General features: G+C 52.8%; 13 protein-coding genes. 5 read left to right on the top strand and 8 right to left on the bottom strand.

What is annotated here, in order from left to right; genetic code table 11:
• The first annotated feature begins 4 nt into the window (after window positions 1-4).
• On the top strand, window positions 5-1,222 hold the full coding sequence (locus tag LC073_RS06960) for a hypothetical protein (protein ID WP_226645420.1): 1,218 nt from the start codon (window positions 5-7) through the stop codon (window positions 1,220-1,222).
• 307 nt (window positions 1,223-1,529) lie between these two features.
• The gene (locus tag LC073_RS06955) at window positions 1,530-2,060 is read left to right on the top strand and encodes a redoxin domain-containing protein (protein WP_226645419.1); all 531 of its coding nucleotides are present in this window, start codon (window positions 1,530-1,532) and stop codon (window positions 2,058-2,060) included.
• 162 nt (window positions 2,061-2,222) lie between these two features.
• Here the strand turns inward: LC073_RS06955 and LC073_RS06950 are convergent, their stop codons facing one another.
• From LC073_RS06950 to LC073_RS06930, 5 genes are all read right to left on the bottom strand, one after another.
• Window positions 2,223-2,609, bottom strand: coding sequence for a DUF2750 domain-containing protein (locus LC073_RS06950; protein ID WP_226645416.1), 387 nt, complete (start codon window positions 2,607-2,609; stop codon window positions 2,223-2,225).
• 311 nt (window positions 2,610-2,920) lie between these two features.
• Window positions 2,921-4,177, bottom strand: a complete 1,257-nt coding sequence (locus LC073_RS06945) for a ribonucleotide-diphosphate reductase subunit beta (protein WP_226645414.1) — start codon at window positions 4,175-4,177, stop codon at window positions 2,921-2,923.
• A 457-nt stretch (window positions 4,178-4,634) separates the two neighbouring features.
• Entirely contained in the window at window positions 4,635-7,574 is a 2,940-nt protein-coding gene (locus tag LC073_RS06940) for a ribonucleoside-diphosphate reductase subunit alpha (RefSeq protein ID WP_226645412.1), read from the bottom strand.
• Window positions 7,575-8,408: 834 nt separating this feature from the next.
• Window positions 8,409-9,323 carry an ornithine carbamoyltransferase gene (gene argF, locus LC073_RS06935; protein ID WP_226645409.1) on the bottom strand — a complete coding sequence of 305 codons (915 nt, stop codon included), beginning with the start codon at window positions 9,321-9,323 and terminating at the stop codon, window positions 8,409-8,411.
• A 22-nt stretch (window positions 9,324-9,345) separates the two neighbouring features.
• On the bottom strand, window positions 9,346-10,530 hold the full coding sequence (locus LC073_RS06930; protein WP_226645406.1) for an aspartate aminotransferase family protein: 1,185 nt from the start codon (window positions 10,528-10,530) through the stop codon (window positions 9,346-9,348).
• 342 nt (window positions 10,531-10,872) lie between these two features.
• Between LC073_RS06930 and grxD the strand changes: the two genes are divergently transcribed.
• A complete protein-coding gene (grxD, locus tag LC073_RS06925; protein WP_226645403.1) occupies window positions 10,873-11,199 on the top strand; it encodes a Grx4 family monothiol glutaredoxin in 327 nt (108 codons plus the stop codon).
• Between the two features lie 106 nt (window positions 11,200-11,305).
• Here grxD and bfr read toward each other — a convergent pair whose 3' ends face one another.
• The 3 genes from bfr to LC073_RS06910 all read right to left on the bottom strand — a co-directional run bounded on the left by bfr (window position 11,306) and on the right by LC073_RS06910 (window position 13,787).
• Window positions 11,306-11,785 carry a bacterioferritin gene (bfr, locus tag LC073_RS06920; RefSeq protein ID WP_226645401.1) on the bottom strand — a complete coding sequence of 160 codons (480 nt, stop codon included), beginning with the start codon at window positions 11,783-11,785 and terminating at the stop codon, window positions 11,306-11,308.
• A gap of 299 nt (window positions 11,786-12,084) precedes the next feature.
• A complete protein-coding gene (locus tag LC073_RS06915) occupies window positions 12,085-13,413 on the bottom strand; it encodes a DUF2254 domain-containing protein (protein WP_226645398.1) in 1,329 nt (442 codons plus the stop codon).
• Between the two features lie 161 nt (window positions 13,414-13,574).
• Window positions 13,575-13,787: a bacterioferritin-associated ferredoxin gene (locus tag LC073_RS06910; protein ID WP_226645396.1), complete on the bottom strand. Its 213-nt coding sequence runs from the start codon at window positions 13,785-13,787 to the stop codon at window positions 13,575-13,577.
• 335 nt (window positions 13,788-14,122) lie between these two features.
• On the opposite strand from LC073_RS06910, the gene LC073_RS06905 reads away from it, so the two are divergent.
• The gene (locus LC073_RS06905; protein WP_152454432.1) at window positions 14,123-14,725 is read left to right on the top strand and encodes a peroxiredoxin; all 603 of its coding nucleotides are present in this window, start codon (window positions 14,123-14,125) and stop codon (window positions 14,723-14,725) included.
• Between the two features lie 237 nt (window positions 14,726-14,962).
• Window positions 14,963-16,171 carry a serine hydrolase domain-containing protein gene (locus tag LC073_RS06900; RefSeq protein ID WP_226645395.1) on the top strand — a complete coding sequence of 403 codons (1,209 nt, stop codon included), beginning with the start codon at window positions 14,963-14,965 and terminating at the stop codon, window positions 16,169-16,171.
• The last annotated feature ends 87 nt before the right edge of the window (window positions 16,172-16,258 follow it).

Below are 16,258 nucleotides of genomic sequence, written 5' to 3'. Positions count from 1 at the left end.
AACGATGACTCTTTGTAAACGATTGGGTGCAAGTCTTTCACTTGTACTGGCCGGACTGTTTGCTTCCGTTTCGGCAGCGGCAGATAACTGTTACATCCTGGTTCATGGTCACGGTACAGAAGGGCATGTTAAACAGCGCACTAATTCCAAGGGGCAGCTGGAACAGCCGGCATTGGACTACTGGAGCGAGGCCTACTTCGATAAGTATCGCGGCAGTGACTTTATCAATCAGTTACGTATCAATGGCGGTAACTACGGAGTGGTCGGTTATAACTCCACCGATGAGGGCGAAATGCCCTACTGGCATGATGGTACTGCTGGGGAAATTGCCCGGCAGATGATTGAGATTCGCAGCGGCAAGGGCGACGGCTATCAACACGAAAATCAATGTAAAGCCGATGATACTTTTTGGGTAATTGCCCACAGCCAGGGTGCAACTCAGATGATGTATCTGGCCGGCAACGCTGTACCCGGATCTCCCTACTACAATCGCGCCTACAATCAATTCGACAGTAATACCATTACCGAGAGCAATCAGGTTTGCACTGGTAAGTGGTTTTGGAAAAAGTGCAAAACCGAGACCAAGACACGCAACGTTGCCGGACTGGATGACCGCTATGCGGTAAATGTGGACTTCGATAAGGCCATCACAGGTATTGCCGCAATTTTCACTACAGGGGGCGCGATTACTGGTACAGAGGGAGTCGATCGCCTGTGTAACGGTAGTTGGATTGAAAGCTTGATCAATGACTTGTTTCTCGGTCGAGAGTGTGCCGCTGTGCGCTACCTGCAAACCAACGATGTTTACGCCGTGCGTAACTATGTGGGTACCAATCTGGCAGCCCCGGTTTATACCATTGGCGGCTATGCGGGCTTCCCCGGTATTGAAAGTGCAAGCTCTTTGCTACTGGGCGGTGAAGATGATGGCTACATCAACCTGGCTTCACAGATGAATTGCTCGGGCTCAGGCAAGCGTAATCTCTACTCGAACCTGAAGGAATATAAAACCTTCCTAGGTATTGCTTACGGTAGTGCCATCTTCTCCTGCGACAACGATCACAAGGGTACTGCGCGTTCCTATAATCTGGCGAGTATCTATACTGACCACGATGCAGAGCGCAATGGCGGCATTATGTCTCCAGATTATACTGGTATTCCCAATGGCCTGAACTGTGGTCCTGGTAAGAATAGTGCTGGCCGTATCGCTGCCTGCACACAGTAAGCTCTCTAGGTCTTTTAAGCCATTAAAAATGTATCCGGGAAAAGCGCTAAGCCTCTCCCTGATACATACTCACAGGATGAAGCCCGCTCTTAGTAGCGGGCTTTGTTTTTATAGGGCGCGCCTAATACTAGGTTCACTCTTATGAAAGTCGGAATAACATCCAGTCAGACTAGCTAGCAATATGAAAAAGAATAAAGTGCTGATAAATGATTTCATTGGCTCCCCTATACTTATGGTACGAACGTTTAAGTCTTGGCGGTCACATTACTTCTTGTAGATTCAAGCTATAGTCTCAAGGGGCGGCACTATGGGCAATTTCAAACTGGCAGCGGGTGGTGATTTCCCGGTTCTGGATGTAGCAAAACTGGGAGGAGGGCAAATGCAATTGGGCAAGCCTGCAGGTGGTTTTCCCTGGCAAATGGTGGTGGTCTATAGGGGAAAGCACTGCCCTTTATGTACGAAATATTTGCGGGCATTGAATGCGCTATTACTGAGATATCATGAGGAAGGGGTATTTGTGGTTGCCGTATCCGCAGATAGTGCAGATAAAGCTTTACAACATATGAGAGAGATCAATCCGGATTTTCCAATTGGGGTTAACTTGTCTATTTCGCAAATGCAACAATTGGGGCTCTATATTTCCAACCCCAGATCACCCCAGGAAACTGACAAGCCTTTCGCGGAGCCGGGAATTTTTGTGATCAATGAAGCTGGCAGACTGCAGATTGTAGATATCTCCAATGCGCCTTTCGCAAGGCCAGATTTGCAGACCCTGTTGATGGGGATCGAATTTATTCGCAATCCAGAAAATAACTATCCAATTCGGGGAACCTACTAAAGAGGCTATGCTGAGGGTAAATGTCGCTAGAAGTACGCAACAAAAATCCCACCCTGATGTGAAATTTTTATTGCGAGTAAACATTTAATTTTGATGCTATTAATGTTCTCTTTATTTTGTGCAAGCAGGTTGTTGTAGAATCATAGAATTTTGTCGGTGAGATTAGAAGTTATCCAGCTCATCACGCAGATCGCTTTCCAGCTCCTCTGTGCCGGTGATCCATACACTTTTATCTGGCGCAGGAAATACGCCGATTTCAATATTATCTTTTCTCAATCCGGGAAGCCATTTCTTTAAAAACTGCGGTAGAGGAATACTTTTGGGAGTAAGTCCGGCTTCACTCTCGGCATAGGTATTAGCAAATTCGGGACTGGGCCATACCGGTAAATATTCAAAGCCGCCGTCTTCATCTGTATGGATTTTGAGAAAGCAGTCTTGGTTATCGACTAATATCCAGATTTCCCGCTCCTCACCGGTCGTGCTCAGGAAATACTCATAGCGGTCTTCACAGCTTAGGTTAATTATTTCATTCAGGTCGGGAGTCGTCATATAGTTTCACAGTAGCTGGTTAGTGGGCAGGTGGATATTCGAAGGCCTGCTCTAATAGGGAGTGTAATAGTTCCCCCGCTCAAGGCGAGGTATTATCCGCGAATACAAGGTGCTGTCCAAATGGTTTAATGTAATGCTTCGCATCTCAGAGAGCCGAGAGAGATTCTTTGGAACTTAAATCTATGATTGGCATAAAGAATAAATCGAGGTGCTCCCAATAAAAAAAACGGGCTAAAAGCCCGTTTTCAATACTTCTCTTCCTGTGAGCAACTACTTTTTCCTTTTGTAGTAATTCACTAGCCGGAAGCCACTTACCACTGCAGCGCGCCGCCGGTCTGATATTCGATAACGCGGGTTTCAAAGAAGTTTTTCTCTTTGCGCAGGTCCATAATCTCAGACATCCACGGGAATGGGTTCTGTGCGCCTGGGAACTGCTCTTTCAGGCCCAGCTGGCTGAGGCGACGGTTGGCGATGAATTGGAGGTATTCTTCCATCATTTTCGCGTTCATGCCGAGTACGCCGCGGGGCATGGTATCGCGGGCGTAGGCTACTTCGAGTTCCATACCTTCGAGAATCATCTGGGTCACTTCCTGCTGGAATTCCGCCGTCCACAGGTGCGGGTTTTCCAGTTTGATCTGGTTGATCACGTCGATGCCGAAGTTCAGGTGCATGGACTCGTCGCGCAGGATGTACTGGAACTGCTCGGCAACACCGGTCATTTTATTGCGGCGGCCCATGGATAGGATCTGGCTGAAACCACAGTAGAAGAAGATACCCTCGGTAACGGCATAGAAGGCGATCAGGTTGCGCAGCAATTCCTGGTCGGATTCTACAGTGCCGGTTTTGAAGTTGGGGTCACCGATCGCCTGGGTGTGGGACAGGCTCCAGGCCGCCTTTTTGGCAACGGCGGGCACTTCGCGGTACATATTGAAGACTTCGCCTTCATCCATACCCAGGGATTCTACACAGTACTGGTAGGCGTGGGTGTGGATCGCTTCTTCAAAGGATTGGCGCAGCAGGTACTGGCGGCACTCCGGGTTGGTGATATGGCGGTAGATGGCTAATACCAGGTTGTTGGCAACCAGGGAATCCGCGGTGGAGAAATAACCCAGGGAGTATTCCACGATACGACGCTCGTCTTCGGTCAGACCATTGGGATCTTTCCACATGGACACGTCTTTGTTCATGTTGATTTCCTGGGGCATCCAGTGGTTGGCGCAGCCGTCCAGGTATTTTTGCCAGGCCCAGTCGTATTTAAAGGGCACCAACTGGTTGAGGTCGGCGCGGCAATTGATAATGCGTTTTTCATCTACCTGGATACGGGCCGCGCCCATTTCCAGCTCTTCCAGTCCGGGCGCCGGGTCCAGGCTGGCAACGGCTGCGCGGGCGGCTTCAACGGCAGCGGAGCCATTGCGGGGCGCAGCGCTGGCTGCCGGAGCTGCGGCTTCGGCAGTGTAGGAAGCGCTGGGTTCTTGCACGGATTTCGCCTGGGTTTTCGGCGCTACCTGCGCTTCCGTAGCTTTTTCGGATTGTTGGGGCTTAGTTTCGAAATCGTCCCAGCTCAGCATAGTTGGCCCTTTTAATCGGTCTCGCTATCGAAAATTCGATAATCATTTCTGTATTCTTCCTGGCGCTTTGTTCGCAGAGCAAGGCCAGGGATGGTATCCGGAATTCTCCGGCAGTGGTCATTCACTGCAGGTATTTTCAACCCGCGGGGGCACAAAATTTTTGTGCCAGATCAATTATTACTTTGCTTTTTTCCCAAATATTATTTCGGGTTTTCTCCGCACGTTGGTGAGGTTTATGGCAAAGTTTTTTTTGCGTTGTCTCTGTGCTCAGCACATATCTGTGCGAGTTACTTAAAAACGCACTTGGGAAAAAGACGCAGACGATCCCCGGCCCGAAAATTCTTCCCGGCTTTTGGCAGCCAGGCGAGCCGGGGTCGTTGCGCATGGTCATGCCCGCACGTGCGGTTACGACGCTCTCCCCCGAGAGTGGGTACAGGCCCCTGACGGGGCCAAATTTTTACTGACAGGCTTCGCAGTCTGGATCGTCCAGGGAGCAGGCCTGGGGCACTGCTGCAGGAGCCGGTGCAGCCTGTTCTGCGGGCGCTGCCGCAGCCATACCGTTGCTTGCGCCGTGTGCGCTTACCGCGTTCAGGGTGCCGCTGTTCACAGTGGATTTCTCTGTGGTAGTGGCAGCCAGGGCGCGCAGGTAGTAAGTGGTCTTCAGGCCGCGGAACCAGGCCATGCGATAGGTCAGGTCCAGTTTCTTACCATCGGCGCCGGCGATATACAGGTTCAGGGACTGGGCCTGGTCGATCCACTTCTGGCGACGGCTGGCGGCGTCCACAATCCAGCGCGGTTCCACTTCAAACGCGGTGCGGTATTTCGCTTTCAGGTCTTCCGGTACGCGATCGATTTTCTGTACGGAACCTTCGTAGTATTTCAGGTCGTTAACCATGACCTGATCCCACAGGCCGCGATCTTTCAGGTCGTGTACCAGGTAGGGGTTTACTACGGTGAATTCGCCGGACAGGTTCGATTTCACATACAGGTTTTGGTAAGTCGGTTCGATCGACTGGGAAACTCCGGTGATATTGGCAATGGTCGCGGTGGGAGCGATCGCCATCACGTTGGAGTTGCGCATACCTTGGTTTTTTACTTTCTCGCGCAGGCCGTCCCAGTCCAGAGTGGAGCTGGTGTCCTGTTCGATAAATTGTTGCCCGCGCTGCTCAGCCAGGATCTGGATGGAATCCAGTGGCAGAACACCCTTGCTCCACAGTGAGCCTTCGTAGGTCTGGTACTTGCCGCGTTCGGCTGCCAGGTCGCTGGAAGCAGAGATGGCTTCGAAGCTGATGGCTTCCATCGTGTTATCGGCAAAGGCCACAGCTTCGTCGCTGGCGTAGGCAATACCGGCTTTGTACAGCGCGTCCTGGAAGCCCATCAGGCCCATGCCCACCGGGCGGTGACGCATGTTGGACTGGCGTGCACTTTCAACCGCGTAGTAGTTGATGTCGATAACGTTATCGAGCATACGTACAGCAGTTTTTACGGTGCTTGCCAGCTTGGCGCGGTCGAGCTCACCGTTTTCACCGATGTGCTGGGCCAGGTTGACGGAGCCCAAGTTACATACGGCAATCTCGTCGTCTGCCTTGGTGTTAAGGGTAATTTCGGTGCACAGGTTGGAGCTGTGTACCACACCGGCGTGCTGCTGCGGGCTGCGCAGGTTGCAGCTGTCTTTAAAGGTGATCCAGGGGTGGCCGGTTTCGAACAGCATACCCAGCATCTTGCGCCACAGGTCGAGGGCGCGGATCTTTTTGAACAGTCGCAGCTTGCCTTCGGCAGCCAGTTGCTCGTAGTGGTTGTAGCGCTCTTCGAATGCACTGCCGAACAGGTCGTGCAGGTCCGGGCAATCCGCCGGGGAGAAGAGGGTCCACTCTTTGTCTTCGAACACGCGCTTCATAAACAGGTCGGGGACCCAGTTGGCGGTGTTCATATCGTGGGTGCGGCGACGGTCGTCACCGGTGTTCTTGCGCAGCTCGAGGAATTCCTCGATATCCAAGTGCCAGGTTTCCAGGTAGGCACACACAGCGCCCTTGCGCTTGCCGCCCTGGTTTACCGCTACGGCGGTGTCGTTAGCCACTTTCAGGAAGGGTACAACACCCTGGGACTTGCCGTTGGTGCCCTTGATGTAGGAACCCAGGGAGCGCACCGGCGTCCAGTCGTTGCCGAGACCGCCGGCCCACTTGGACAGCATGGCGTTGTCACGGATGGCGCCGTAAATACCGTGCAGGTCGTCCGGTACCGTGGTCAGGTAGCAGGAGGATAGCTGCGGGCGCAGGGTGCCGGCGTTGAACAGCGTTGGGGTGGAGCTCATGTAGTCGAAAGAGCTCAACAGGTTGTAGAACTCTACCGCGCGCTCGTTTTTGTTTTCTTCGTTAATGCTGAGGCCCATAGCGACGCGCATAAAGAAGATCTGCGGCAGCTCGAAACGAATATCGTTGCTGTGCAGGAAATAGCGGTCGTACAGGGTCTGCAGACCCAGGTAGGTGAACTGGTGATCGCGTTCGCCTTTTAAGGCCTGACCGAGTTTTTCCAGGTCGAAGGTGGCCAGGGTCGGGTCCAGCAGCTCAAGCTCAATACCTTTTTCCACGTAAGCGGGCAGGGTGGAGGCGTAGAGATTTTCCATCTCGTGCTGGGTTGCGCGCTCGGCGATGTCGAGGAAACGCAGAGCTTCGGAGCGCAGCTTGTCCAGCAGCAGGCTGGCAGTGGCGAAGGTGTAGTTTGGCTCTTTCTCAACCAGAGTGCGTGCGGTAATTACCAGCGCGGTGTTGATATCGTTTTCGGAAACGCCGTCGTACAGGTTCTTCAAAGCCTCGCTGAGGATGGCTTCGGCGTTGACGTCTTTCAGGCCTTCACAAGCTTCGCAGACAACGGTGCGCAAGCGATCCATATCCAGGGGAACGAGGCTGTTGTCTTCGAGTTTGACGCGAATACTAGGGTGCGCATCGATAGCTTGTTCGGTCTGCTTGGCGCTTTTTTCTTTTTCAGCGCGCAGGCGGGCGTGCTCTTCGCGGTAGAGTACATAGTCGCGCGCAACTTTGTGTTCACCGGCGCGCATCAGGGCCAGTTCAACCTGGTCCTGGATTTCCTCGATATGGATAGTGCCGCCAGAGGGCATGCGGCGTTTGAAGGTGGCGCTGATCTGGCCAACCAGCTCCTCGACTTGCTCGTGGACACGGCTGGACGCAGCGGCGGTGCCGCCTTCAACAGCGAGAAAGGCCTTGGTGACGGCAACGGAAATTTTGTCATCGTCATAGGGGACAACGGTGCCGTTGCGCTTGATCACACGGATCTGGCCTGGTGCGGTGGCGGCCAGAGTGGTGCCGTCAGTAGCCTGGTCGCTGGAGGTGCCCGATTTTGCCGCAGGCACGGTTTGAGAGCGCCCTGTCTCTGTGTGCATGTAAATCTCCGAAAGGTTTGTAATGTTGTCTGTCCGCGTGTGTTCACCAGAACAGCGCCACAGGACTGCGTGGCATGTGCGGAGCGGGTCCATCGCTTGGCCAGTGATTCCTCCCACACCGTGAAGGCACTGGAAACAGGCGGCTCGATGACCGGTTCTCAGTTAAGGTCTACCGGCTGCTGCCTGTGGCGGATAATTCCTTTCCGCCCGCTTACCTCTGATTCTGCTTTGAAAAAAAGCAGCGTCTGGCACCGACCGCCAAAAGTGTGGCGGAGCACCGGAATTCGCCCCTGGATTTGGGGATGCTCCAGGCCCTTTACCCCAATATATAGGGGGTCGGCCTCGAGTGCGCTACAAGATAATGCGGTAGGCGGGTCAGTTCAAGGCGAATAACTTTGTGGTTGTTTGTGGATAAATTGTGGGTAGGCGGGTTGAGTCAGTAGCCACTTCTACGGCAGAGCCCGCCACTGCTGGGGCGCATGGCATTTGCGGGTGTGAGTGAGGGGCCAATACAGTCTCTTACAATTTTTTTTAATAGCCGGGGCGCTTCAAATTAACAACGGCAATAACCATTTCTGAATGAGCGCATTTTGAGCAAGTTGGTACTAAGATGATCAATTTTGTGGCGTGATTTTTATGTCCACGCTTCTCTGTTTATTATTTGTCCATCTGTGTAATTCTGCCCGAATATGTATTTAAGCGCCACATGAAACTGGGCTGTAGAAATTAGTTGGTTGAGTTTTGTACAGCCACTATCGGCGTGGGGTTGGAGGGTAGGAAAAAGGGCCGGTCAGCTGGACGTAAATGGCACCATCGACCGGCGTGCAATAGAACTTACAGACTGTGCTCCTGCAAAAACTCCATCAGTGCCTTCTGAGCATGCAGGCGATTTTCCGCTTCATCCCAGACCTTGGATATGCGTTCGTCTTCCAATAACTCGGCACTGACCTCCTCACCGCGGTGCGCCGGTAGGCAGTGCATAAAAATCGCGCCTTCATTGGCATGACTCATCAACTCGTGATTCACCTGGTAATTATCGAAAGCCTCACTGCGCGTCTGTTGCTCCGTTTCCTGGCCCATAGAGGCCCATACATCGGTGGTGACCCAATCGGCACCGCGCACGGCCTCCACAGGGTTATGCACAACTTTTACTCGGTCGCCGGCAGCGGCGATGATATCGGCATCGGGTGCGTAGCCTTGGGGGCTGGCGATGCGCAGTTCGAAGTCGCACAACCGCGCGGCATTGATATAGGAGTGGCACATATTGTTGCCGTCTCCCACCCAGGCCACCACTTTGCCCGCGGGGCTTCCGCGATGTTCGACGAACGTTTGGATATCGGCGAGCAGCTGGCAGGGGTGGTAACTATCGGATAAAGCATTGATTACAGGCACCCGTGAATGAGCCGCGAAGCGCTCTAGGGTCTCGTGGCCAAATGTGCGGATCATTACCATGTCGACCATACGGGAGATGACTCGGGCACTGTCTTCGATGGGTTCGCCGCGCCCCAGCTGGGTATCTCGCGGCGATAGGAATAGGGCGCTGCCGCCCATCTGTGCCATGCCGGCTTCAAAAGAGACACGGGTGCGGGTAGAGGACTTTTCAAAAATCATCCCCAACACTTTTCCGCGAAAAAGGTCGGTGGTAATGCCTTGGTTGCGCAGGGTTCTTAATTCGATAGCGCGCTCGATAATTTGCTTTAGTTCCTCTACGGAGAGATCCATTAAGGTGAGGAAATGCCTGATCGCCATAAATTGTTCTCCTTTGTGTGCCTCAGACTGCTTGCAGGGTAAATTGTTGAATCAGGGTACCTATATCAGCGGCCAGCTGCTGGCACTCGCCGTCTGTGAGTGTCAGGGGAGGGAGAAGTCGCACGACATTACCGGCGGTGACATTGATCAGTAATGCCTGCTCCCGTGCCCGCTCCACTAATTCAGCACAGGGGCGGTCGAGCTCGATACCGATCATTAATCCCAGTCCGCGGATTTCCACTACCCCAGGGCAATCGCTCAGTCGCAGGCGTAGGGAGTGCAGTAGTTGAGCGCCCAATTTTTCTGCGCGCTCGATTAACCATTCTGCTTCCAGGGTTTCCAGTACTGCAAGGCCAGCGCGACAGGCGAGTGGATTGCCACCGAAAGTAGAGCCGTGGCTGCCAGCGGTGAACAAACGGGCCGCTTTACCGCGGGCAAGGCAGGCGCCGATGGGGACACCATTGCCGAGTCCTTTGGCGGTGGTGAGTACATCCGGCACTATGCCCGCGTGCTGATAGGCAAACATTTTACCGCTGCGACCGTTACCCGTCTGTATTTCATCCAGCATCAGTAGCCAGTCTTGCCGATCACAGAGCGCACGCAGTTTATTCAGATAATCCAGATCGGGCAGTCGAACACCGCCTTCCCCTTGGATTGGCTCCACCAGTATGGCGACGATATTGCTGTGCTGCTGCGCCAGATTTTCAATGGCTTGCACATCATTGAATGGCACCCGCAAAAAGCCCTCGGGCAACGGGGCGAAGCCCTGCTGGACCTTTTCATTGCCGGTTGCCGTGAGGGTGGCCAGCGTCCGCCCGTGAAACGCTCTCTCCATAACAACAATTTGCGGTGATGTCAGCCCGCGCTCATTGCCCAGTTTGCGCGCTAATTTGATGGCGGCCTCGTTCGCCTCGGCTCCTGAGTTGGAGAAAAATACATTGTCCATACCCGACAGGAATACGAGCCGATCAGCCAGCTGTTGTTGGGGGGGAATGTTGTACAGGTTGGAGACATGGAGCAGGGTGTTGGCCTGCTCCTGTAAGGCCTCAGTGACTTTGGGGTGGCAGTGGCCCAGGCCGCATACGGCGATGCCGGAAATGGCATCCAGGTAGCGGTGGCCGCGATCATCCCACACGTAATTTCCCTCGCCGCGGACCAGGGTCAGGGTTCTCTCGCCATAGTTGTGCATGAGTGTGGGGGGGGACACTGAGGCGCCTCCTTTTTTCTTCGGTGGTTCAATTGGGTTGTTTATTAGGCTCGATACAGGTTGGATTCCGCAGAAAATTCTGTTTTGTGTATTTCATTCTGCAAAATATCCTGAATCATCAATGCTACCACAGGCTCTGCGTCGTGTGGGCTATCTATTTCACTTCTCTTTGTGGAGGGAGATGCGCGGCTGAAGTGTGGCGCTTATTTTTTGTCGTGCTCTGCAGCGGGTACTTATTCCCCCCCGCGCTGAGGTACAATGTTCGGCCGTGCGCAATGGCTGGGTGCCGATGCGATGCACGTTCATTAATTTTGCTTCCACCACCTGAGGTTTCTCACGCTTATGGATACACTGGAGAACATCAAACAGCAGATCGCTGACAACGCCATTCTGCTCTATATGAAAGGTAGCCCTAACGCCCCCCAGTGCGGCTTTTCCATGCGCGCCTCCCAGGCGATGATGGCCTGCGGTAAGCGCTTTGCCTATGTGGATATCCTGGCCAATCCAGATATTCGCGCTGAATTACCTAAGTATGCCAACTGGCCGACCTTCCCTCAGCTATGGGTAAAGGGCGAGCTGATCGGCGGTTGCGACATCATTATGGAAATGTATGAAAATGGTGAGCTGAAAACCCTGATCGAAGAGGCTTCCGCCGAGGGTGACGAGTAAATCGTTCGCCGGTCGATACGACTCCGGTGGCAAGGATTGCCGGACGCATGACAAAAAAACCGCGGTAAAGACCGCGGTTTTTTTTGCCGATAATGAAAGTAAACAATTAGCCGGACGCTTTTTCCATCTGGGTTTGCAGGTAATTTTGAATGCCCACTTTGTCGATCAGTTCCAACTGAGTTTCCAGCCAGTCGACATGCTCTTCTTCTGAGTCGAGAATTTTTTCCAGTAGCTCGCGGCTGCCGTAATCGCGCACGGATTCGCAGTAAGCGATGGCTTCGCGCAGATCGGGGATCGCCTTGGATTCAATCTTCAAGTCGCACTTGAGCATTTCCTCGGTATTTTCACCGATCATCAATTTGCCCAGGTGTTGCAGGTTGGGGATACCTTCGAGGAACAGGATACGCTCAATCAGCCAATCGGCGTGTTTCATTTCATCGATGGATTCGTGGTATTCCTGCTTACCCAGCTCTTTCAACCCCCAGTTGTCGTACATGCGCGCATGCAGAAAATACTGGTTGATAGCTACCAGCTCATTGCCCAGTACTTTATTTAAATGTTCGATAACCTTGGGATCGCCTTTCATAGCTTTTGCTCCTGTGGCCCTGCGAGCTAGATATCACCCTCAGAGAATTCCTATTTGTTGATTACTTGAAATAAGTAGCAATAAAAAGTCACTAAATTGTGTTAGTCACTGATGTCTGCGGCTGACCGATTTCCCACAATTTATTTTAGGGTGGCAACTGCAATCCGGGCCGAGTTTGCGTTGCGATTTGCGGCAAGTCAAGGGGAAGTTGTTAGCTGCGGAATGCAGGAAAAACACGGTTTTTAACACGAATTTGGCCGAAAATAGCAACGAAAATGATTCTTGTTAAGGTTGCAGCGTCAAGCGGTTAGCCTTTTTTGGATAGCCGATATTATTTCCTGAATTTGATTGGAGTCAGTTTCACTCTTAATAAATATTTTGTTGTCGTTAGCTAGGCGCTGCAGATAATTAAATAACGCGGCCTTGTCTTTTTCCCGTTGGCAAACTTCGGCGAGATCGTTCAGGGCGTTAAGTAGATGACGCATAAATACGCCATTGGCGCGGCCGTGTTCGACGATCTCATCAAGGGAAGCATTGAGTAGCTGGGCAAATTCCAATTTGCAGCTGACCAGGCGTAAAACCCCGGCGGAGTCGGTAAAACAGTTTGCCGGCTCCGGTCTTTGCAGCACTGTACCCAATCCTTCAATAAGCCGATCGACACAAGAGTAGGCCGTGAAAGGATCATTAATGCCTGGGGAGAGTGCGCGTACCGCGATTTGGGACAATTGGTGCATGGAAAAAACAATGTCCTGCTCGGCAGTGGGCAGCGCGCCTATCTGCAAAGCCGACTGAACTTGAGGGATTAATTTTTCCGAATCGGCATCTTGGTAAATTCTGCCGATTTGCCCCCAGTTGTGTACGTAGGAACCGGGATGGCAACTGATCTGCACACAGCAATCGAATTTTTCAGCAATCGCAATGATTTTTTCCCGGTCGATAAACTGTACGTAGCCACCGCGAGGAGTGGGTACCGCAATCCAGCTCGCACCCAGCTCGAGGCGGTCAGTATCGAAGTGCTCACCCTTGTCGGACTCTGCAGCGCTTGGGTACTCCCGGTTGATTGCCTGGTGGAACTCCAGATTGATCTGGTGGGCGATGTTATCTACCTGAATGGATTGCGCCACATTGTGGATGAAGTAAACGAGGTAGCCGATGCTGATCAAGGTAAGCAGCAGCGCAATTTGAATGGCAAAACCATAAGTTGTTATGTCCCCGGTTGTTCCCTCGATACCGCGCATCGTGACCAGCGCATAGACATAGGTGGAGAGAAAAATCCCAAGAGAGCCCTGGGTGCTGCGGTCGCGAATAAAATTCCTGATCAGGTGGGGGCCAAACTGGTTAGAGGCGAGGGTTAGTGCCACCACGGTAATTGAGAACACGGTACCGGCCACCGTAATGGTCGAGCCAGCAATAACGGAAAGTAGGGCGCGCGCGCTGTTGACATCGCGCATGTGAAGCCAGTCTAGGGTGGTAACGCTGGCGGTTTCAAATAGTGGCAGAGCGCTTAATAGGGTATCCAGTTGGCGCATCAAGTAAGCGAGCAGCAGCGCCGATAAAATCATAATGAGAGGTACACTCCAAAAGCTGGAGCGGAGTTGTTCGTAGAGGTGTAGAAAATGCTTCTTCATGTTCCAAACTGAGCCATTGATGTGCACTCAGCTTAGAGCATCGCGTGTGCGCATCATAGAGTGGCGGGCAGCGTCTGCGGGGGGGACGGTTTTGGAGGAAGCGATGGGGGAAGATTTTGGCCGCCACACAATTTCAACGTGAGGCGGCCGCAAATGGCAGCTTAACTGGCAGAGTAAAACAACCCGCTGGTGGCGGCGGTGATCATTCCGGCTCCCAGGGTTTCGTTGATGATTTCCTTGGTCTGCTCGGCGCAACGACCGCACTGGGAAGAGACTCCAAGCTGGCGCCTCAGGGCTTTCACTGAGGTGGAGCCATCATAGACAGCCTCTTTGATTTGGCGGTCGGTAATACCTTTACAGATACATACATACATTGCTGTGGGCTCTGCTCAATTTCTACTCAATACTAGACTGATGTGAATCCTATTGCAATTGAGAATGAGTGTCAATAAGATTTCTAAAAGATTGAAATTTGATCTCTATGTTTCTTTTTTGGGCGGTTCAGCGGCTGTTTTTTCCTATTTTGCGGCCTGGTTCACGCATAGCTTTTCTGCTATCAGCCTCATTTAAAAAATTTATGGGCCTGTAATAAGTGGATGTGTATCATAGCGGCCCACTATCAAATCCTATTCAATTTATAGCTGTCGCGTATAAATTGAACACTTCACTCTCTTTATCAACAACCCATTATTGGATTGAGGAGGTTTTCATGGCAGTACTGGTAGGCAAGCCGGCTCCGGATTTCACCGCTGCAGCGGTATTGGGTAACGGCGAGATCGTCGATACCTTTAACCTGAAAGAAGCGATCAAAGGTAAGAAAGCGGTTGTTTTCTTTTACCCGCTGGATTTCACCTTCGTATGTCCTTCTGAGCTGATCGCTTTCGACCACCGTTTTGCTGAGTTCGAAAAGCGCGGTGTTGAGGTGATCGGTGTTTCCATCGACTCCCAGTTCTCTCACAACGCATGGCGTAACACCCCGGTGAACGAGGGTGGTATCGGTCCGGTTAAATACACCCTGGTTGCCGATGTTAAGCACGAAATCTGCCAGGCGTACGACGTAGAAGCAGACGCTGGTGTTGCTTTCCGTGGTTCCTTCCTGATCGACGAGGAAGGCATGGTTCGCCACCAAGTTGTGAACGACCTGCCGCTGGGCCGCAACGTTGACGAAATGCTGCGCATGGTTGATGCATTGGCATTCCACCAGGAGCACGGCGAAGTTTGTCCGGCCGGTTGGCAGGAAGGTGACAAAGGTATGAACGCTTCTCCGGAAGGTGTAGCGGCTTACCTGAGCGAGAACGCTGAGAAGCTGTAAGCTCAAAGTCGCTGGGGCAATCCCCCAATGCAGAAAAAACCGCCGGAAGGCGGTTTTTTCGTTTTAATGAGTGCCAATACGCAGAGTTAAGCGGGTGGCATGGGGATACACACAGGGGCAGTGGTGAGAGACTAGAATTCAGCAGTCAGTCCTGCGTGGCGCCTAAATAGAGTTTTTGCCCGCTGACTGCTAGTCTTATCTGCATGTACCGGATTGCTTTGGCGGCTCGATTTGCGTATGAGACCTGCAATTCTTTCAAATATCGTCTATCACCTCCGTGCCGGGAAGGCGCGTGTCCTTCTTTCAATGCTGCTCCTGTGCACTGTGGCACTGCCTGCGCGTGCGATGGATATAGACGCCAAGGCGAAGGAGTTTGACCGATACTTCCGGCAGATGATGGCCGGCAAGTCGATCCCCGGCGGTGCCTATGTCATTGTCGATGGCAACCGGGTGGTCGCCATGGACACTTACGGTGTACGTATACGCGGAAAGGCGGGCAAGGTGGACCGCGACACCATCTTCCGTCTGGCATCGGTCTCGAAGACTTTTGCCGCGAGTATGGCCACGGTGCTGGAGCATGAGAATCGCTTTAATTGGAGCGATAAGGTGGTCAACTATGTGCCGGAACTCAGCTTCAAGACACCGTCAATGTCGCGTCAATTGCAGGTGGAGCACCTGCTCAGCCATTCCTCTGGCCTTACGCCCAACGCCTACGATGACTATCTGGAAAGCAACACGCCGCTCAGCAAGATATTACCGAAGTTTGCCAATATCGATCCGCGCTGTACCCCGGGAAAGTGCTACGGCTATCAGAATGTGCTGTTCAGTCTGATTGAGGATGTGATTCTCCAGACAACGGGCAGCACCTATGCCAAGCAGCTGAAGTCACGAATTTTTTCACCGCTGAATATGCAGAATGCCTCAGTGGGTTGGGAGAGCTTTATGGCTTCGGACAACCGCGCCGCGCCCCACGTGCAAACTGGTAGCGGCTGGCGTCCGGTGAAAGTTGAGAAAGAATATTATTTCGCTGCCCCCGCGGCGGGCGTCAATGCCAGTATCTCGGATATGGCCCAGTGGCTGAAAGCACAGATGGGCTATTACCCCAAGGTACTGACTCCCGCCATGATTGAGGATATGACCACAGAGCGGGTATCCACCCAGCGTCATATGCGCCACCGCATTTGGCGGGACTACCTGTCCCATGCCGGTTATGGCCTCGGCTGGCGCCTCTATACCATCGGCGATGACCGCATTATTTACCACGGTGGCTGGGTGGCCGGATTCCGCGCGGCAGTGGCCTACTCTGAGAAACTGAAGATCGGTATCGCCATCCTGATGAATGCCGAATCGCGGGTGATTTCCGATTTGACCGCTAACTTTGTGATCGATATCACCGGCAAGGACAAGGCCGCTACCCTCAAGGCTAAGGCCAGCCGTAAGCGTTAGCTGAGTGCTCAATGACCAGCAACATCACCTTCCCATTAAAGCCCCGAGCGGTGGGGTTTTAAGGGGGAATCCCAGCCGCGTTGCACT

Source organism: Microbulbifer variabilis, assembly GCF_020524905.1.
In the GTDB taxonomy this organism is placed as follows: Bacteria; Pseudomonadota; Gammaproteobacteria; order Pseudomonadales; family Cellvibrionaceae; genus Microbulbifer; species Microbulbifer variabilis_A.
The sequence above is the reverse complement of the archived record's forward strand: the minus strand, read 5'-3'. Positions and strand labels throughout refer to the sequence as shown.